Source organism: Streptomyces sp. NBC_01451, assembly GCF_036227485.1.
GTDB lineage: Bacteria > Actinomycetota > Actinomycetes > Streptomycetales > Streptomycetaceae > Streptomyces.
Map to the genome: position 1 here is coordinate 5257126 of NZ_CP109479.1, position 18735 is coordinate 5275860.

An 18735-nucleotide genomic window follows, 5' to 3' on the forward strand; every position below is an offset into this window, starting at 1 on the left:
TCAAGGAGTTCGCGGACCGACTCTCCGTCCCCCGTCCCCCGCGTCCACGGTGCGCAGGACCGCGTCGGCCACCGCCTCCACCGGCCGTCCGGCACCCGAGTCCACGACCCGGGCCGGGTCCAGGCCCAGCTCGGCGCGCATGAGGGACTGGTAACGGGCGCTGCGGGCAAGGAACTTGTCCATCAACTGCCGTTCCTCGGGCGTCGCCTGCGGGTAGCGGCCGGCCCGGTGCACCCGGGCGCGTACGACGGAGTCCTCGGCCGTGAGCCATACGGCGGCCGTACGGGGGACGGTGAGCGCCGCGACGCGGGCGGGCCAGAGGGCCGACCCCTCAAGGACCAGGCCGCCCGGCCCGGCCGCGTGCCGGACGATCAGCTCCTCGATCAGGGGCCACAGCCGTTCGTAGTGGCCCAGGACCGAGGAGACCAACTCCTCGACGGTGAGCGAGCGATAGTGCTCGGCGACATGCTCCGGCACTTCCCACCCCGGCGTACGCCACGGCCGTCCCGGATGCCTCGCCAGCCCGTCGGTCGACCGGCAGGTGAACCCCAGCCGCTCCGCCACGACTTGGGCGACGGCCGACTTCCCGACGTTCGACGTCCCCCCGATCAGCACCACCCGCACATCACCCATGGAGAGACCTTAGGGCCGGAGGGAGGCCGTTCGGTGCGGGCGGGACGGCGTTCGTCGGGGTTCGTTCGCGTGGCCTGTCGTCGGTCGCCTTGTCCGTAGGTGTTGTCGCCGTTGCCGTTACTGCGAGTCCACGATTCGGTACTCGCGGGCCGTCACCGACGGCTTGCCCGTCTTCGGGAGGGTGGCCAGGGCCATGCCCTGGTAGGTGTTCACCACGGTGTCGCGATCCCGGCCGTTGAAGACCGACTCCACCTCGGTCGGGGTGATGTCGTAGTTCTCGCGGTAGGCGGCCTTCAGCACGTACTGCGAGGCGTGCGCGGTCGGCAGCACGGCCAGCACGCCGCCGTCCTTAAGGCGCAGGGCGTAGACCGTGTCGAACTCGGTGGGTGTGCTGACGTACACCTTGGTCGCGAACTCCGCGTTCTTGCCGCTGTCGCGCTTCGCGTGGGTTTCGATCGCGTCCTTCGCGACCGCGGTGGTGTGCGAGATGCCCGCGCCGGCCTTCTTGCCGCCGGTCGCGTACAGGTCCTCGAACGCCGCCGAGATCTGGTTCGGGGCGAGCGTGCCGACGCGGGTGGCGGCGTCGACGGCGGTGGCGAGGCCCGAGTCGTCGGTCGCGATCGCCGGGAGCGGTACGTCCGAGTGGATGGCCGACATCAGCTTCCAGTCGTCGTACTCCTTGCCGAAGACCAGCAGTGCCTCGTCCTTCGAGGCGCTGGACCTGGTCGTCACCGCGAACCAGTCCTTGCCCGCGGGGATCCAGTACTTCCGGCCGGTGTAGTGGAACGGCTTCCGGTAGGAGGCCTGGTCCTCCTTCGACTCGGTCTCGAAGAGGCGGTAGTCGGCCTTGCTCTGCTCGTACAGCTGCCCGCCCTCGACAGTGCCCAACAGGGCTGAGTCCTGCTGGGCGTTGGCCTTGTTGTTGACCGTCTCGTAGGTGTCGAGGATCTTCGCCGCCTGGGCCTCGGTGACGGCACCCTTCGCCGCGGAGCTCCCGGAGGCGCCGTCGGCACTGTCCTGCGAGCCCGGGTCGCATCCGGTGAGCGCCAGTGCGGCGGCCACCGTCGTCGTCATGCCGAGCGTGAACAGCTTCTGCCGGGACGTCATGCGGGTGCTTCTCCTCTGCGGGACGGTGCTTGCGGACCGGGCTCACCGTACTGGGGCAACTGTGCGCGTCCTGGGGAGGACCGGCGGACCGATGGTGCAGCCCGGGACGCTCCGGAACGTGATCGGTCCGTCGCCGTAAGTGAGTTGGAATCTTCCTTCCCGACCCCTGTACGTCCCCTGTACGGGCGCTAACCAGCGAAAAGAGAGGCTGGAGTCACTTCCACCGCAGGAGTTGCGGAGGAGGCGAACCCCCCTCACCCGTACAGGAGTTGCGATGAACCGCAAGACCCGCATACGCGCCGCCCTCGTCACGGCCACCGCCCTCGTCACCGCAGCCACGGTGACGGCCGGTGTCAGCGTGGCGGGTGGCGCGGACTCGAAGAAGCCCACCAAGAAGCAGATCGCGGCCCTCTTCGACGGCTGGAACAAGACCCTCCAGACCGGCGACCCGGAGAAGGTCACCGACCGGTACGCGAAGGACGCGGTGCTGCTGCCGACCGTCTCCAACAAGATCCGGACCAACCACGCCGAGATCGAGGACTACTTCGACCACTTCCTGCTGAACAAGCCGGTCGGCAAGAAGATCAAGTCCTACATCAACATCCTGGACGACAACTCGGCGATCGACGCCGGCTCCTACTACTTCATCCTCACCGACCCGAAGACCGGCGAGAAGAAGAGGGTCGACGCCCGCTACACGTACGAGTACGAGAAGCGGGGCGGCAAGTGGCTGATCGTCAACCACCACTCCTCGGTGATGCCCGAGGGCTGATCAGCCCGGACCAGCCCGGACCGGAACGGACCACAGCGGGATGGGACGGTCCCTGCCGGTCAGGTCGGCCAGTCGGTCAGGTCAGCCTGTGCTCTTCTGGGTTGCCGCCCGCAGGCTGATCACCACGCTCAACCCGCCCCCGGGCGCGTCCGCCAGGGTCACCGTGCCGCCGTCGTCCGTCACCAGTTGCCTGACGACGGCCAGGCCGAGGCCCGAGCCGGAGCGCCCGGTGAGGCCCTGGCCGCGCCAGAAGCGGTCGAAGGCACGGGACTTCTCGGCGTCCGACATGCCCGGACCCTCGTCCGTCACTGTCAACTCCATCTCGTCGCCCTGTGGTTGGGCCCGTACGGTGATCGTCCCGCCGTCCGGTGACACCTCCAGGGCGTTCGACAGCACGTTGTCCAGTACCTGGTCCAGATGACCGGGGCTGGCCAGCACAAGCAGCCGGCCGTCGGCACCCCCACTCCCCCTGAGCGTGATGGTGACTCCACGCTCGTCGGCGGCCGGCCTCCACACCGACAGGCGTTCGTCCACGATGTCCCCGAGGGACAGCGGCTCCGCCGCCGTGACCTTCGCCTCGGCCCGGGCCAGCACCAGCAGCCCGTTGACCAGACGGCTCATCCGGACGACCTCCGCGGTCGCCTGCTCCACGTCCTCCCGTACGAACTCGTCGTCGGTGCCGTCCGCGATGTTGTCCAGCGACAGGCGCAACGCCGTGAGCGGGGTGCGGAGTTGGTGTGAGGCGTCCGCCACGAAGATCCGCTGCGAGGCGACCAGCGTGTCCAGCCGCTCCGCACCCTGGTTGAGGGTGCGGGCCAGCGTCTGCGTCTCCGGCGGGCCCGTCACCTGCGAGCGTGCGGTCAGGTCGCCGTCGCTGAACTTGCTTGCCATGCCGTTGAGTTCGCGCAGGGGAGCGGTGATGCGGCGGGCGGCGATGGCGCCGATCGCGGCGGCGGCGGCCAGCACGAGCACGGCCAGTCCCGCCCGGAACCCCCAGATGCTCCACAGCCGCTTGGTCATGTCCGAGGTGGAGTACACGATCCGCACGGCCGACTCCCCCTGCGCGGGGACGGTGACCGTCAGGTGCTTGCCCCAGATGAAGTCGGAGCCCCAGTCGGTCGTGGGCTCGTTCTTCTCCATGGCCCGGGTCAGTGCCGCGTCCCCGGCCGGCCTCGGCAGGTCCGGAGCGCAACTGCTGAGCGGGGTGACCTGGACCTTGCCGGGTGTCTTCTCGCCGTACGCATTCGCCACCTCGGTCAGGGCCTCGCACGAGATGTCGTCCCCGTTGCCCAGCAGCAGCGCCATGGTGTTGGCCTCGCGTACGACGGACAACTCGGTGTCGTCCCGGAGCTGCTTGGTGAGTGTGAACGCCACCGGCACCGTGAACAGCAGGATCGCGACCGCGACGAGCAGGATGTAACTCCGGATGAGCTGGCGGTTCACGAGGGCTCAGCGTCCTTGACGATCTCGTCCTTGGCGGTCTGGTCCTTGACGATCTCCAGCCGGAAGCCGACGCCCCGTACCGCCTCGATCGCGATCGCGCCCTTCAACTTCCGCCGCAGCGCCGCCACATGGACGTCGAGCGTCTTCGTCGGCCCGAACCAGTTCGCGTCCCAGACGGCTTCCATGATCTGCTCGCGCGACATCAGCGCGCCCGGCTCCTCGGTGAGGAAGGCCAGCAGGTCGTACTCCTTGGGGGCGAGGGCGACCTCGTCGCCGTCCAGCCGGACGCGGGCGGCCTTGCGGTCGACCGTCAGGCGGGTGCCGTACCGGTCGGGGCCCGCCTCGGCGGCCCGGTCGCGCGGCTGGACGCGCCTCATCACCGCTCTTATGCGCGCGATGACCTCTCGTACGCCGAAGGGCTTGGAGACGTAGTCGTCCGCACCGAGCTCCAGGCCGACCACCCGGTCCGTCTCGTCGCTGCGCGCGCTGATGACGATGATCGGGACGTCACCGCGTGCGCGCAGTGCCTTGCAGACGTCCAGGCCGTCGGTGTCGGGTAGGCCGAGGTCGAGCAGGACGACGTCGTAGGGCTCGGTGTGGCTGAGCGCCGCGCCGCCCGTGGCCACCCACGCCACCTCGAAGCCGTAGCGCAGCAGGCCGCGCCGCAGCGACTGGGCCACCGGTTCATCGTCTTCCACCAGGAGTACGCGCACAGCCGAACCTTAGCCCGCAGTCCTTGAAACTTAATTAACAGTCGCGACGCGTACGACGCGTATGACGTGTGTATTCCGCGGCGGGTGTATTCCGCGGCGGGGTGGGCAGGTGCCGTCCGGAGCGGCCGAAGATCGCTGCGGTGAGCGGGACATCTCACCATGCGATACCCCGAAGGGGGAATTCGGCCGCTCGTTAGACTGAGCCGACCGCAGACGGACTGAGCGAGGAGCGCACGTGGGCCTTGTCGTGCAGAAGTACGGAGGCTCATCCGTAGCCGATGCCGAGGGCATCAAGCGCGTCGCCAAGCGAATCGTGGAAGCGAAGAAGAACGGCCACCAAGTGGTCGTCGTCGTTTCCGCGATGGGCGACACGACGGACGAGCTGATCGATCTCGCCGAGCAGGTGTCTCCGATGCCTGCCGGGCGTGAGTTCGACATGCTGCTGACCGCCGGAGAGCGGATCTCCATGGCACTGCTGGCCATGGCGATCAAGAACCTGGGTCACGAGGCCCAGTCGTTCACCGGCAGCCAGGCAGGCGTCATCACCGACTCGGTCCACAACAAAGCCCGGATCATCGATGTCACGCCGGGGCGCATCCGGACCGCGCTGGACGAGGGCAACATCGCCATCGTCGCCGGGTTCCAGGGCGTCAGCCAGGACAAGAAGGACATCACCACGCTGGGGCGCGGCGGCTCCGACACCACCGCCGTCGCACTGGCCGCCGCTCTCGACGCCGAGGTGTGCGAGATCTACACGGACGTCGACGGTGTGTTCACCGCCGACCCGCGCGTGGTGAAGAAGGCCCGGAAGATCGACTGGATCTCCTCCGAGGACATGCTGGAGCTGGCCGCGTCCGGCTCCAAGGTGCTGCTCCACCGGTGTGTGGAGTACGCCCGTCGTTACGACATCCCGATCCACGTGCGCTCGTCCTTCTCCGGACTGCCGGGCACCTGGGTCAGCAACGAGAATCCCAAGTCGCAAGGGGACCAGCAGGTGGAGCACGCCATCATCTCCGGAGTCGCCCACGACGTCTCCGAGGCCAAGATCACGGTCGTCGGCGTCCCGGACAAGCCGGGCGAGGCCGCGGTGATCTTCCGTGCCATCGCGGACGCGGAGATCAACATCGACATGATCGTGCAGAACGTGTCGGCAGCGTCGACCGGTCTCACGGACATCTCCTTCACCCTCCCCAAGTCCGAGGGCCGCAAGGCCATCGACGCCCTGGAGAAGGCGAAGGGCGGGATCGGCTTCGACTCGCTGCGCTACGACGACCAGATCGGCAAGATCTCGCTGGTCGGCGCGGGTATGAAGACCAACCCGGGCGTCACCGCGTCCTTCTTCCAGGCGCTGTCCGACGCGGGTGTGAACATCGAGCTCATCTCGACCTCCGAGATCCGCATCTCGGTCGTCACCCGTGAGGACGACGTCCCCGGGGCCGTCCGAGCCGTGCACTCGGCCTTCGGCCTCGACTCCGACAGCGACGAAGCCGTCGTCTACGGAGGCACCGGCCGCTGATGGCTCCGCCCCGATCAACCACGACCGGATCGCCGGCCGTGCCCCGGTCGACCGCCGTGAGCGGAACGGCGGGTCCTCGGTCGGACGTGCCGCGATCGGGCGCGGCCGGGTCGGGCGCACCCCGGACGAGCGCGTCCGGGGCGGTCGTCGCGCCCCGGTCGGCCGCGCGGCCCACGCTCGCGGTCGTCGGAGCCACCGGTGCCGTGGGCGCCGTCATGCTCCGGATCCTGTCCCACCGCGCGGACGTCTGGGGCGAGATCCGTCTCGTCGCCTCCCCGCGCTCGGCCGGCCGCAAGCTGGCCGTGCGCGGCGAGGAGGTCGAGGTGGTGGCGCTGTCGGAGGAGGCCTTCGACGGCGTCGACGTCGCGATGTTCGTCGTACCCGACGACATCGCCGGGCAGTGGGCGCCGGTCGCCGCCGCCAAGGGCGTCGTCGTGATCGACAACTCGGGCGTCTTCCGGATGGACCCGGAGGTGCCCCTCGTCGTCCCCGAGGTCAATCCGCACGCCGTACGGCAGCGCCCGCGCGGGATCATCGCCAACCCGCACTGCACGACCCTGTCGATGATCGTCGCCCTGGGCGCGCTGCACGCCGAGTACGGCCTGCGCGAGCTGGTGGTCTCCACGTACCAGGCGGTCAGCGGGGCGGGCCGGGCCGGCGTGGACACCCTGCGCCGGCAGCTGTCCCTGGTCGCCGGTACGGAACTGGGGGCCAACCCCGGGGACGTACGGCGGGCTGTGGGCGAGGGGACGGGGCCGTTCCCGGAGCCGGTCGCGCTGAACGTCGTACCGTGGGCGGGTTCGGCCCGGGCGGACGGCTGGTCGTCGGACGAGATGCAGCTGCGGGACGAGACCCGCAAGATCCTCGGGCTGGCGAAGCTCCCCGTGGCCGTGACCTGTGTACGTGTGCCGGTCGTCACCGCGCACGCGCTGACCGTCCACGCCCGCTTCCAGGGCGAGGTCACCGTCGCCGGGGCCCGCGAGATCATCGCCACCGCGCCCGGCGTCGTGCTGTACGACAACCCGGAGGCCGGCGAGTTCCCGACCCCCGTGGACGTGGTCGGCACCGACCCCGCCTGGGTCGGCAGGATCCGGCGGTCGCTGGACGACCCGACCGCGCTGGAGCTGTTCGTCTGCGCGGACAACCTGCGCAAGGGCGCCGCGCTCAACACCGCGCAGATCGCCGAGCTGGTGGCGGCCGAGCGGGCCTGACGATCTCCTGGTCTCCTCCTTACCGCACGCTGACCGCGCCCTGACCATGCCCTGACCTGCGGGTAACCCTCTGCTCCGATCCGTCGCGGTCTGTCGATCTTGTCGGAAATCACTCTGGTGATGGCAGAAAACGTTTGTAGGATCCAGGTGAGATCGGCGAGAACGGCACGAACAGAAGTTGTTGCTCCCCGCCCTCCGCAACCGCGGAGAGGGCGGGGAGCGTCTTTGCGGTCGCCCTTCCAGGGCGTGGGACGTCGTGACCATGCGGGGGACGCGCGGTGACCATGGATTTAGGGGAAGAGCGGGACGCATGAGGGTGGCTGTGTCGGATGACGCAAAAGTGATGCCGGATGCGTACAACCCTGACGGGGGGAAGCGTGTCCAACATGCGTGGCAGAGGTACTGGATTTCAGAGCGGCGACGCGCGGCACAGCCCTGCGTCCGCCCCGCCGACCCCGCGTGCCCGGTGCGCCCGGCGGCATGCCGGTGATCGCGCCGATGCCCGCAGCGCGGCCGGCCCGCATACCCAACCAGCGCGACGGCGCCGACGAGAGCGCGGCGGCGGGGACGACGGTCGATCACCTGACCGAGACGTACCGCGCGCACTACCGCTCACTCCTCGGCCTCGCCGCGCTCCTCCTCGACGACACCGCTTCCTGCGAGGACGTCGTCCAGGAGGCGTTCATACGGGTCCACTCGGCGCGCAAGCGCGTCCGTGACCCCGAGAAGACGCTCGCCTATCTGCGCCAGACGGTGGTGAACCTCTCCCGCTCCGCGCTGCGCCGCCGCATCCTCGGCCTGAAGCTCCTCTCCAAGCCGATGCCGGACATGGCGAGCGCGGAGGAGGGGGCGTACGACCTGCTGGAGCGCGACTCCCTCATCAGGGCGATGAAGGGCCTGCAGCGCCGCCAGCGCGAGGTCCTCGTCCTGCGCTACTTCTCGGACATGACGGAGGCACAGGTCGCCGACACGCTGGGCATATCGCTCGGCTCGGTGAAGGCGTACGGCTCGCGGGGGATCGCCGCGCTGCGCATCGCCATGGAGGAACCGGCATGAGCGGCGATCAGGGCCAGGGTCAGGGTCAGGACGGCCAGGACCGCGACCGGGACCAGGAGAGGGACCAGGCACAGGGGCCCGCGGGGCACAGGGCCGAGGGGCCGGGACACGAGGGGCCGGGACACGAGGGGTCCGGCTCGGCGGCCGACGGGCGTGACGGGCACGACGGGCGCGGGGACGCCGGGTCAGGGAGCGGCGGTTTCCGGACCGGGGGGTTCGGGGCCGGTAGGGTTCCTGGCAACGGGGTTCGAACCAACGGGAGTTGGCTGGCCGGAGTCCATGGACCGGGCCGCCACGAGCAAGAGCACAAGCAATCGCACGCTGGGAACGGAACTGTGAATCACGGCCCCGACGACCAGAGCCTGGACGGGCTCGGCTCGGAAGAGCTGGCACTGCGCACGATGCTGCACCAGGCGGTGGGCGGAATCCAGCCGACCGACGCGGTGCTGGACCATCTTCGGCGCGCGGTGCCCGCCCGACGGGCCCGCAAGCGGCACGCCGCCATCGGTATGGCCGCCGCCGCGCTCTTCATCGGCACGGCCGTCCCGGCCCTGCTGCACGTCTCGAACGTCACCGGTTCCGAGGCCGACCCCTCCGTCATCGCGGGCCACGGCTCGCAGACCGAGGGCGGCGACGACAACGGCAAGGGCCCGGACGGTGGCGAGAGCACCTCGGGAGGCGGCTCCGGCACGGTCACGGACAAGCCGTCGACCAGCCCCTCGGGCGGCGCGACCAACCCGGACAAGGGCAGCGGCAGCGGCAGCACGACCGGCGGCGCCGATCCGACGTCCAGCTCCGCGACGACGCCCGTCTGTGACGCGACCCAGCTCGGCTCGGCCACCGGTTCGGTCGGCGACCCCGACGCCAGCGGCACCGTCTACGGCACGTTCCGGGTCGTCAACGTCTCCAGCGCCAGCTGTACGGTCGGCGGCACCGGCACCGTGTCGACGACGGCGCAGGGCGCGGCGGACTCGTCGAAGGTGGCCACGGCCGACCACGCTGCGGGGGACGCGGCCGGCGGCCTGCCCGACCCGTCAGCCTCGGTCAGCGGACTGGTGCTGGCGCCCGGGGCGGCGTACACGGTGCAGTTCGCCTGGGTGCCCTCGGAGACGTGTCCCACGACCGGCGGCACCACCGACGGCGGCACCACGGGCGGTTCCACGGAGTCGCCGACGCCCACCCCGAGCGAGAGCACCGACTCGGCCGGGACCACCTCCACCGGCGGCGACACGGGCACCACGCCCCAGCTCGTCACGGAGGACGGCACTGTGGCCGACGGCAGCGTGGCGGTGTCCTACACGGCGGAGGCCGGCTCGCCCACGGTGACGGCGACGGTGGCCAACGCCTGCGCGGGCACGGTGTACAAGACAGGGGTCATGCCGGAGACGGCGTAGCCACCCACCGGCAGAACCCGGCGCCACCAGCCACCAGCCACCAGCCGGCGGCACTCGCCGGTGGTCAGGCGCGGACGCCTTCCCGGGAGGGTTCGCCTGCGGGCTCTCCCGCGGGTTCCGCCGCGGGTGTCCCGGCGGGCGGCGTGAGCCCCAGCTCCGCGTCCCGCGCGAACTCCGCCTCGCGGCGCACCAGCCGGAACCACATGAAGACGACGAAGCCCGCGAAGACGAACCACTCGCCGGTGTAGCCGAGGTTCTGGAACGCCTTCAGATCGAGCCCGGTGTCCGCGGGCGCGGTCGCCGGTACTGCCTTCATCCCCGAGTCGCCCTTGTCGAGGGTGACCCACGCGTCGTACAGGTCGTACGGCACGAGGTTGACCAGCGAGGCCGCGCTGATCGCGCCGGTCTGCCCGGCGGGGAGACCGCCCGCCGCGCTCACCCCGTTGGACCCCGGCGTCTCCGACGCCTGGAGCGCGCCGGTGACGGTGACCTCGCCGGCGGGCGGGGCGGGAACCTTCGCGGGGTCGGGGCTGCCGGGCAGCCAGCCGCGTACGACGGGCAGTGCCTTGCCCGTGTCGGTGCGCAGGAGGGTCAGTACGTAGTAGCCGTCGCGGTCGTCGAGCTGCCGGTCCGGGACGAGCAACTGCCTGGCGTACCGACCGGTGACGGTGACGCGGTCCCCGGAGGTCTTCTTGTCGACGGGCAGCAGTTCGGCGAGCGGCCGGGCGGCCTCCCCCTTCTCGGCGGAGACCTCCTCGGTGGCGGTCCGGTGGTCCTGCACCCGGTCCTCGAACCGGCTCAGCTGCCACGACCCCATGAACACGCAGAAGGGGATGGCGAGCAGCACGAAGACGTTGATCCCCCACCAACGGGGCGTCAGCAGAAACCGGTACACGCCTTCAAAGGTACGGGGCCGCCGTCGGCGCCGGGTTCGCGGGGTCGGCGGGACCGGCCCCCAGGTCAGTACCGCTCGGTCAGCGCCGTCAGGTGGTCCCGGCTCGCCGGGGGCTCGTAGGGCTCGGGCCAGAAGTCGGTGATGGTGGCTATGTTCCCCTTCTCGTCCCCGGTGAAGAAGGAGAGGGCGTGGGCCTCCTCCGCCTCCCCGGACCCCGTGGTGAACCGGAGCCAGGTGACGACCTGCCCCGGCTCGGCGACCACGCGCTCCACCCGCAGGTGCCAGCCGCTCGGGTACTCCATGTTGAACCGCACGAAGCGCTCCTTGCCGCTGATCCGCTCCCGGGTCTGGGGGAGCGTGTAGACGACGTCGTCGGCGAGGGTGTCGGCGAACGCGCTCCAGTCCCTGGCCTCGGCGGTCGCCCAGAACCTCTCGACTGTCTCGCGCAGATCAGTGGTTTCGGTCATGCGGCAGAGTCTGCACCCGGCCACTGACAATCGGCTCTGACCTGTGGACATGTCTGATCTCTTGCGAAGTTTTCCACAGGCTGGGGACCTGGGCGGCGCATTGTCGTGGTGGGCGGGCAGTATGGGGCCATGACTGAGAGCAACGGGTCCACGCCGAACACGAAAACGCCCGACACGGCCACGCGGGACACGGTCACGCCGGACTGGGAGAAGCGGTTCCGGGCGCCCCGGGTGTCGCTGCCGGACTGGGCGGAGGACGCCCCCGACCGGTCCCTGTTCGTGTCCAACGCGACGGGGACGTACGAGCTGTACGCCTGGGACCGCGCCACCGGCGAGCAGCGCCAGGTGACGAACCGGCCGAACGGCACGACGGACGGCGTGCTGTCGCCCGACGGCGAGTGGATCTGGTGGTTCGACGACAAGGACGGCGACGAGTTCGGCGTGTGGCGCCGGCAGCCGTTCGCGGGCGGCGCGGACGGCACCGAGGACGAGTTCGCGACTCCCGGTCTTGAGGCCTCCTACCCGGCGGGGCTGGCGCTGGGCCGGGACGGCCGTACGGCGGTCGTGGGCCGGTCGACGGACGAGGAGGGTACGACGATCCACCTCGCGGTGGCAGGCGAGCCCCCGGTGGTGATCTACCGGCACCGCGAGTCGGCGGGCGTCGGCGACCTCTCGCACGACGGTTCGCTGATCGCGGTCGAGCACACGGAGCACGGCGACGCGATGCACTCGGCGCTGCGCGTCCTGCGCCCGGACGGCACGACGGTCGCCGAACTCGACGACACCAAGGGCGGCGCGGAGGAACTGGGCCTGGAGGTACTGGGCTTCGCTCCCGTCGAAGGGGACACGCGGCTGCTCGTCGGGCATCAGCGCCGGGGCCGCTGGGAGCCGCTGGTGTGGGACGTGGTGAGCGGCGAGGAGACGGACCTCGGCCTCGACCTGCCGGGTGATGTGAGCGCGGAGTGGTACCCGGACGGCTCGGGACTTCTGATCGCCCACGGCTTCGAGGCGCGCAGCGAGCTGTTCCGCTACGACCTGGGGTCGCGCGAACTGGTGAAGGTGCCCACACCCGCCGGTACGGTCTCCGGGGCGACGGCCCGGCCCGACGGGAGCGTGGAGTACCTGTGGTCGTCGTCCGCGCAGCCGTCGTCGGTGCGCTCGACGACGGGAGCGGTGGTCCTGGACCCGCCCGGGCTGAAGTCGCCGGGCTCGGTGCCGGTGGAGGACGTGTGGGTGGAGGGTCCCGGGGGCCGCATCCACGCCCTGGTCCAGAAGCCGGCGGGCGTCGACGGCCCGTTCCCGACCGTCTTCGATATCCACGGCGGTCCCACCTGGCACGACAGCGACGCGTTCGCGGCGGGCCCGGCGGCCTGGGTCGACCACGGGTACGCGGTGGTGCGGGTCAACTACCGGGGATCCACCGGGTACGGGCGTGAGTGGACCGACGCCCTCAAGCACCGGGTCGGTCTGATCGAGCTGGAGGACATCGCGGCGGTCCGGGAATGGGCGGTGACCTCGGGTCTCGCGGATCCCGGCCGGCTGATCCTGACCGGCGGTTCCTGGGGCGGCTACCTCACGCTTCTCGGCCTCGGCGTCCAGCCCGACGCGTGGGCACTGGGCCTCGCGGCGGTGCCGGTCGCGGACTACGTCACGGCGTACCACGACGAGATGGAGGCGCTGAAGGCGATGGACCGCACACTGCTGGGCGGCACACCGGAGGAGGTCCCGGAGCGCTTCGAAGCGTCGTCGCCCCTCACATACGTCGACGCGGTGAAGGCGCCGGTGTACATCTCGGCCGGGGTGAACGACCCGCGCTGTCCGATCCGCCAGATCGACAACTACGTGAAGCGGCTGGAGGCAAGGGGCGCGGTGCACGAGGTGTACCGCTACGACGCGGGTCACGGATCACTGGTGGTGGACGAGCGGATCAAGCAGGTGCGGCTTGAACTGGAGTTCGCGGAACGGCATCTGCCTGTCATCCCGTCCGGGGGTCTCCCCTCTGGGGGAGTTTGAGAACGAGGCCCCTTCAGGGCCGAAGCGGGCGTCCGGGGGCGGCAGCCCCAGGGCCTGGATGGGACGGGCAGCGGCGGCGGGGTGAGCGGGCGAGGAACTACACCCCCGCCCGCTCACCCCGCCGCCTCCCCAGCAGCTCCGCCAGTCCCCGCCGGGTGGCGGCCAGTACCACCCGGTCCTCCGCCCGCAGCACATACGTCTCCGGCAGATCCCAGACCAGCCCCGACGGACGTCCGTCCGCACCGACGGCTCCCGCCCCCGTGTCCAGCGCCAGCACCCGCCAGGCGCCCGCCCGAAACGCCTCCCCGACCGTCCGCCCCTCCAGCTGGGCATGCCCGCCCACCCGCATCGCCGCGAACAGCAGGACCCGCCGCTCGACGGGAATCGTGCCCAGGATCTGCGTCCGGCGCCCCATCATCGCCCCGGCGAACGCGGGCGCGGCCAGGTGCGACACGCTCCGGCTGCGGGTGGTCGCGCCGGGGTGCGCGGCCCGCAGGGTGCGGTACACGGCGGTGGCGAAGTCGTCGTCGTACAGGCGCAGGACGACGCGCAGGTCGGGCCGTACGGAACGTCCGTACAGCACCGCCTCCAGGTTCGTCGTGTCGGCGCTGGTGAGGGCGAGGAGAGCCTGCGCGCGGTTGATCTTCGCGGCCTCCAGGACGCCCTCCTGGGTCACGTCGCCCAGCACCACCGGCACCCGCAGCCGCCGCGCCGTGGCGAGCCCGCGCGCGTCGGGATCCGCCTCGACGCACACCACCGGGATGTTCAGCTCCCGCAGGCGGGTCAGCACGCGCGTACCGATCTTGCCGAGCCCGAGCAGCACCACGTGCCCGCTCAGCCCGCGCGGCGGCCTCCGTACCGCGGACCCGCTGCGGAACGTGCCCAGCGCCTCCAGCACGGCGGCCAGCAGCACCGGCAGCAGCAGCAACCCGACCAGCCCCGACAGGAGTTGGAGGATCTGGCGGGTCATGGATTCCCCGAGCGCCGGGTCGTTGATGGCGAACAGGTCCAGGAGGGTCAAGTAGGTCGCGTGGACGGGGTGTTCGCCCGTCGTGACCGTCAGCGCGACGGCGAGGGCGATCACGCACCCGAGCATCCCGGCCAGCGACCACCGCAGCCGCCGCGAGAACAGCGAGGCGAACGGCGGGACCACGGCCCAGCCCCGTCCGCCCGACATCGACGTCCCGGAGTAGGCGTACGCCACCTGCTGGAGCACGACCGTCCCGCGCCCGGTCGCCGCCGCCACCGCCGCCTCGTCGGGGAGCAGTTGGGGCCCCTGGTCGCCGCTGCCCTCGGAGCCGTCGGCGCCGGCCGGGTCACTGCTCGTGGCGGAGAGCAGGGCGAGGGTGTAGAGGCCCGGGTCGGCGACCTCGCCCGGCGCCGGCGGCAGCCGTTCCACCGCGCGCAGCAGCAGCCCGGCGGTCTGAACGACCTTGCTGGTACCGGTGATCGCGGTGGCGGCGAGTGCCGGGGCGGCCGTGTCGGCGTCGGAGAGGACGGTGGTGGACGCGTCGGAGCGGTTGTCCGGATAGCCGCTGCCGTCGTCGTCGCTGTCACCGGTGCTGTTGGCCGCTGCCGCCAACGCCGATGCCTGGTCGAGGAGTTCGCCGATGTGCTGTCCCAACCGCCGGTTGTAGAGCCGGAGTACGAGCTGAAGTCGTGGATTGAGGCGGCGGGCGGTGAGCGCGGCGCGGATGTTGGTCTCGTCGTCGTCGTACACGAGCGCCAGCGCGGCGGCCCGCTCCGCACCGGCCTCGGCGAGCACGGCCTCGGTCAGCTCGACGGCCTCCAACACCCCTTCGTGCGACCCGGGTTCACCGCCACCCGTCCCACCCGTCCCACCGGTCCTGCTGGTCCCCCCGGTGGTTCCGTTGCCGCCCCCGTTGGTCCCGTTTCCCGCGGCCCGGTTGACGGCCGCGGTCATCCGGTCGAGCAGCGCCGACGCGGTTCCGGCGGCCCGGACGATCACCGGCGGCCGTACGTTCCGCTCCGAGGGCGGGACGACGAGCGTGACCTGCTCGCCGTACACGTTGCGGAGTTCGTGGGCCAGCCGGTGCGCGAGCCCGTCGTCGCCGCACACGATCATGTGCGCGGCGGGATCACCGATACCCGGACCACCCGGCCCGTTCGGCCCGCTCTGACTCGGAAGGTTCCCCAGGATCGCCACGAGGGAGAAGACTGCCTCACCGTGACGGGTGGTTGCAGGCCGGGGGCCACCGACGGGCCGACGGGCCTACGAACCTACGGACCGACGCACCGTCAGGCCACCTCGCTGCGGCCCACCACCCGTCCCGCCCGGTCGATACAGATCACGTCGACCGCGACGGGTGCCCCGCGCAGTACCGCGAGTGCCTCGTCGCGCGCGGCCACCGCGACCAGGTCGCCGAGCGGGACCCCGGCCGCCGCGCACAACTGGAGTGCCGCGAGGCCGGTGTTGGCGTCCGCGACCTCGGCGGCCAGCGTCTCGCTCGCGCCGCCGCGCCGGGCCAGTTCGGCGAGAAGTCCCTTGTCGACCTGGGAACGGGCGGAGTGCAGGTCCAGATGACCGGCCGCCAGCTTCGACAGTTTCGCGAACCCGCCGCAGATCGTGAGCCGTTCGACGGGATGCCGTCGTACGTACTTCAGCACCGCCCCCGCGAAGTCGCCCATGTCGAGCAGGGCTTCCTCGGGGAGTCCGTACGCGGCCACGACCGTCTTCTCCGAGGTCGAGCCGGTGCATCCGGCGACGTGGGTGTGTCCGGCGGCCCGGGCCACGTCCACGCCCCGCCGGATCGAGTCGATCCACGCCGAGCAGGAGTAGGGGACGACGATTCCGGTGGTGCCGAGGACGGACAGCCCGCCGAGGATGCCGAGCCGCGGATTCCAGGTGGAGCGGGCGATCTCCTCGCCGTTGTCGATGGAAATGGTGATCTCGACATCACCCCCGTTCCCGTTTCCTTGCCTACTCCCGTTCCCGTTCCCGTCGCTGTTCCCGCTGTTCCCGCTGTTCCCGTGCAGGGCGGCCACCCGGGCGACGTGGTCGCGCATCAGCTGCCGGGGGACCGGGTTGACCGCCGGTTCGCCGACCGCCAGCGGCAGCCCGGGGCGGGTCACTGTGCCGACGCCCGGACCGGCCCGGAAGACGACGCCCGACCCGGCGGGCAGCAGCCGTACCGTCGCCCGGACCAGTGCGCCGTGGGTGACGTCCGGGTCGTCGCCCGCGTCCTTCACGATGCCCGCCATGGCGTACGAGCCGGTCAGCTCCTCGGTGGCCAGCGCGAACGCCGGTGTCTGGCCCCTGGGCAGCGTGATCGTCACCGGGTCGGGGAAGTCCCCGGTGAGCAGGGCGGTGTACGCGGCTGTCGTGGCGGCGGTCGCACAGGCGCCGGTGGTCCAGCCGGGGCGCAGGCCGGTGTGCTTGAGTTGGGCACCGCGTCCGCCCTTGGCCCCGCCGGCCTCGCCGCCGCTCATGAAAGGAACCCGGTCGTCGTGCCGCACGTACTGATCCTGGGCGGAACCGCCGAGGCCCGCCGCCTCGCCGAGCTCCTGACGGCCGACGCGGACGAGACGGCCGGTACGCGGTTGCCCGCGCTCCGGGTGACGAACTCCCTGGCCGGACGGGTCTCCACGCCCCGGCTGCCGCCCGGCGAGGTGCGGGTGGGCGGCTTCGGCGGCGCCGAGGGGCTGGCCGCGTGGCTGGGCGAGCACCAGGTGGACGTCCTCATTGATGCCACCCACCCCTTCGCCGACACGATCAGTTTCCACGCGGCGCGGGCCGCCGCCGCAGCCCATGTTCCCCTGCTCGCGCTCCGGCGCCCCGGCTGGGTCCCGGTCGACGGGGACGACTGGCACGAGGCCGGCTCTCTGGAAGAGGCCGCCGCACTGCTGCCCTCGCTCGGCCGGCGCGTGTTCCTCACCACCGGGCGCCTGGGCCTGGCCGCCTTCGCCGTCGCCGCGCTCGACGAGCTGTGGTTCCTCGTCCGTTCCGTCGACGCGCCCGAGCCCCCGCACCCGGCCCGTATGGAGGTGCTGCTCGACCGCGGCCCCTTCACTCTCGACGGCGAGGACGGCAAACCCGGCGAACGCGAGCTGCTGCGCCGCCACCGCATCGACGTCGTCGTCACGAAGGACAGCGGCGGCCCGGCGACCGCACCGAAGCTGACGGCGGCGAGGGAGGCGGGGCTGCCGGTGGTCGTCGTACGGCGCCCGGCGGTACCGGAGGGCGTGCGGGTGGTCGACAGCCCGGAGCAGGCCCTGCACTGGCTCCTGACGTCCCGACACCCCTGACCTCCTCGTCCCCTGTCCCCTGTCCCCTTGCTTCCCTGGCCTCCTGGCCTCCTGACCGAAACCTGTCGGGACCTTTACTGCACATTGATTGCAGGTAATGGATGCTGGCAGAAGGCTGGAGCGATGAGTCGTGAGGAGTGGATCAGGGTCGGTGGCATGGCCGCCTTCATCGTGGCGCTGCACGTCATCGGCTGGTTCACGCTCGTGGCGATCGTCGCGCCCGAGCACTACACCGCCGGTGGGAAGGCCTTCGGCATCGGTATCGGGGTGACCGCCTACACGCTCGGTATGCGGCACGCCTTCGACGCCGACCACATCGCCGCCATCGACAACACGACCCGGAAACTGATGGGCGAGGGGCAGCGCCCGCTGTCCGTCGGGTTCTGGTTCTCGCTCGGCCACTCCAGCGTCGTCTTCGCCCTCGCCCTTCTGCTGTCCCTGGGCGTCAAGGCCCTCGCCGGGCCGGTCCAGGACGACGGCTCCAACCTGCACGACGTCACCGGCCTCATCGGTACGACCGTCTCCGGGACGTTCCTCTACCTCATCGCCGGCATCAACCTCGTCATCCTCGCCGGCATCTGGAAGGTGTTCCGGCGGATGCGGACCGGCCACTTCGACGAGGACGCCCTCGAAGAGCAGCTGAACAGCCGGGGGTTCATGAACCGGCTCCTGGGCCGCTTCACGAGGTCGATCACCAAGTCGTGGCAGATGTATCCGCTGGGCCTGCTCTTCGGGCTCGGCTTCGACACGGCCACCGAGGTCGCGCTCCTCGTGCTGGCCGGTTCGGGCGCGGCCTCGGGGCTGCCCTGGTACGCGATCCTGTGCCTGCCCGTCCTCTTCGCGGCCGGGATGTCGCTGCTGGACACGATCGACGGCTCGTTCATGAACTTCGCGTACGGCTGGGCCTTCTCCAAGCCGGTCCGCAAGGTCTACTACAACCTCACGATCACCGGACTGTCGGTCGCCGTCGCGCTCATCATCGGCACGGTCGAGCTGCTGGGCCTGATCGCCGACCGGGCGGACCTCCACGGCCCGTTCTGGGACCGGGTGTCCGGCCTCGACCTCAACATCGTCGGCTACGTCATCGTCGGGCTGTTCTTCGCGACCTGGGCCGTCGCCCTGGTGGTGTGGAAGGTCGGCCGGATCGAGGAGAGGTGGACGTCGGGACTGGCTGGGCCGGAGCGGAAACCTGTGGAGGCGGAGGCGTAGACCGCCCCCTGTACCCGGCTCTGCCCCTGCCCCCGTCTCG

The 18735-nt window shown here is 71.1% G+C and carries 16 protein-coding genes; 8 read left to right on the forward strand and 8 right to left on the reverse strand.

Features of this window, described 5'->3' with window-relative positions; genetic code table 11:
* Together OG595_RS23005 and OG595_RS23010 are read right to left on the reverse strand one after the other, a co-directional pair.
* On the reverse strand, positions 1 to 633 hold the full coding sequence (locus OG595_RS23005; RefSeq protein ID WP_329274926.1) for a hypothetical protein: 633 nt from the start codon (positions 631 to 633) through the stop codon (positions 1 to 3).
* Positions 634 to 750: 117 nt separating this feature from the next.
* Positions 751 to 1740: a hypothetical protein gene (locus tag OG595_RS23010; protein ID WP_329274929.1), complete on the reverse strand. Its 990-nt coding sequence runs from the start codon at positions 1738 to 1740 to the stop codon at positions 751 to 753.
* A gap of 274 nt (positions 1741 to 2014) precedes the next feature.
* Here OG595_RS23010 and OG595_RS23015 point away from each other — a divergent pair, with 274 nt between their 5' ends.
* Positions 2015 to 2512 (forward strand): SgcJ/EcaC family oxidoreductase, encoded by a 498-nt coding sequence (locus OG595_RS23015; RefSeq protein WP_329274931.1) that lies wholly within the window; start codon positions 2015 to 2017, stop codon positions 2510 to 2512.
* An 81-nt stretch (positions 2513 to 2593) separates the two neighbouring features.
* Here the strand turns inward: OG595_RS23015 and OG595_RS23020 are convergent, their stop codons facing one another.
* Both OG595_RS23020 and OG595_RS23025 read right to left on the reverse strand, forming a co-directional pair.
* On the reverse strand, positions 2594 to 3955 hold the full coding sequence (locus OG595_RS23020) for a sensor histidine kinase (protein WP_329274933.1): 1362 nt from the start codon (positions 3953 to 3955) through the stop codon (positions 2594 to 2596).
* Positions 3952 to 4668 carry a response regulator transcription factor gene (locus tag OG595_RS23025; RefSeq protein ID WP_329274936.1) on the reverse strand — a complete coding sequence of 239 codons (717 nt, stop codon included), beginning with the start codon at positions 4666 to 4668 and terminating at the stop codon, positions 3952 to 3954. The genes OG595_RS23020 and OG595_RS23025 overlap by 4 nt, the downstream gene beginning before the upstream one ends.
* 235 nt (positions 4669 to 4903) lie before the next feature.
* On the opposite strand from OG595_RS23025, the gene OG595_RS23030 reads away from it, so the two are divergent.
* The 4 genes from OG595_RS23030 to OG595_RS23045 all read left to right on the forward strand — a co-directional run bounded on the left by OG595_RS23030 (position 4904) and on the right by OG595_RS23045 (position 9845).
* A complete protein-coding gene (locus OG595_RS23030) occupies positions 4904 to 6184 on the forward strand; it encodes an aspartate kinase (protein WP_329274938.1) in 1281 nt (426 codons plus the stop codon).
* Between the two features lie 86 nt (positions 6185 to 6270).
* Positions 6271 to 7395, forward strand: a complete 1125-nt coding sequence (locus tag OG595_RS23035; RefSeq protein ID WP_329274940.1) for an aspartate-semialdehyde dehydrogenase — start codon at positions 6271 to 6273, stop codon at positions 7393 to 7395.
* A gap of 390 nt (positions 7396 to 7785) precedes the next feature.
* Positions 7786 to 8451 carry a SigE family RNA polymerase sigma factor gene (locus OG595_RS23040; protein WP_329274942.1) on the forward strand — a complete coding sequence of 222 codons (666 nt, stop codon included), beginning with the start codon at positions 7786 to 7788 and terminating at the stop codon, positions 8449 to 8451.
* A gap of 335 nt (positions 8452 to 8786) precedes the next feature.
* A complete protein-coding gene (locus tag OG595_RS23045; protein ID WP_329274944.1) occupies positions 8787 to 9845 on the forward strand; it encodes a hypothetical protein in 1059 nt (352 codons plus the stop codon).
* Positions 9846 to 9909: 64 nt separating this feature from the next.
* Here the strand turns inward: OG595_RS23045 and OG595_RS23050 are convergent, their stop codons facing one another.
* Positions 9910 to 10740 (reverse strand): SURF1 family protein, encoded by an 831-nt coding sequence (locus OG595_RS23050; RefSeq protein WP_329274946.1) that lies wholly within the window; start codon positions 10738 to 10740, stop codon positions 9910 to 9912.
* A gap of 65 nt (positions 10741 to 10805) precedes the next feature.
* Positions 10806 to 11207, reverse strand: a complete 402-nt coding sequence (locus OG595_RS23055) for a nuclear transport factor 2 family protein (RefSeq protein WP_329274949.1) — start codon at positions 11205 to 11207, stop codon at positions 10806 to 10808.
* A gap of 129 nt (positions 11208 to 11336) precedes the next feature.
* Between OG595_RS23055 and OG595_RS23060 the strand changes: the two genes are divergently transcribed.
* Positions 11337 to 13220, forward strand: a complete 1884-nt coding sequence (locus OG595_RS23060) for a S9 family peptidase (protein ID WP_329274952.1) — start codon at positions 11337 to 11339, stop codon at positions 13218 to 13220.
* Positions 13221 to 13317: 97 nt separating this feature from the next.
* Here OG595_RS23060 and OG595_RS23065 read toward each other — a convergent pair whose 3' ends face one another.
* Positions 13318 to 15306, reverse strand: a complete 1989-nt coding sequence (locus OG595_RS23065; protein ID WP_329283131.1) for a potassium channel family protein — start codon at positions 15304 to 15306, stop codon at positions 13318 to 13320.
* A 173-nt stretch (positions 15307 to 15479) separates the two neighbouring features.
* Entirely contained in the window at positions 15480 to 16670 is a 1191-nt protein-coding gene (locus OG595_RS23070; protein WP_329283134.1) for a cobalt-precorrin-5B (C(1))-methyltransferase, read from the reverse strand.
* 18 nt (positions 16671 to 16688) lie between these two features.
* Between OG595_RS23070 and OG595_RS23075 the strand changes: the two genes are divergently transcribed.
* Together OG595_RS23075 and OG595_RS23080 are read left to right on the forward strand one after the other, a co-directional pair.
* On the forward strand, positions 16689 to 17486 hold the full coding sequence (locus tag OG595_RS23075) for a cobalt-precorrin-6A reductase (RefSeq protein WP_329274955.1): 798 nt from the start codon (positions 16689 to 16691) through the stop codon (positions 17484 to 17486).
* Positions 17487 to 17570: 84 nt separating this feature from the next.
* Positions 17571 to 18695 (forward strand): HoxN/HupN/NixA family nickel/cobalt transporter, encoded by a 1125-nt coding sequence (locus OG595_RS23080; protein ID WP_443073116.1) that lies wholly within the window; start codon positions 17571 to 17573, stop codon positions 18693 to 18695.
* The last annotated feature ends 40 nt before the right edge of the window (positions 18696 to 18735 follow it).

What these genes read in the sequence shown, in the direction of transcription:
- OG595_RS23005 (WP_329274926.1), bottom strand. Translation starts at nt 633, where the DNA reads ATGGGTGATGTGCGGGTGGTGCTGATCGGGGGGACGTCGAACGTCGGG.
- OG595_RS23010 (WP_329274929.1), bottom strand. Translation starts at nt 1,740, where the DNA reads ATGACGTCCCGGCAGAAGCTGTTCACGCTCGGCATGACGACGACGGTG.
- OG595_RS23015 (WP_329274931.1), top strand. Translation starts at nt 2,015, where the DNA reads ATGAACCGCAAGACCCGCATACGCGCCGCCCTCGTCACGGCCACCGCC.
- OG595_RS23055 (WP_329274949.1), bottom strand. Translation starts at nt 11,207, where the DNA reads ATGACCGAAACCACTGATCTGCGCGAGACAGTCGAGAGGTTCTGGGCG.
- OG595_RS23060 (WP_329274952.1), top strand. Translation starts at nt 11,337, where the DNA reads ATGACTGAGAGCAACGGGTCCACGCCGAACACGAAAACGCCCGACACG.
- OG595_RS23065 (WP_329283131.1), bottom strand. Translation starts at nt 15,306, where the DNA reads ATGATCGTGTGCGGCGACGACGGGCTCGCGCACCGGCTGGCCCACGAA.
- OG595_RS23070 (WP_329283134.1), bottom strand. Translation starts at nt 16,670, where the DNA reads ATGAGCGGCGGCGAGGCCGGCGGGGCCAAGGGCGGACGCGGTGCCCAA.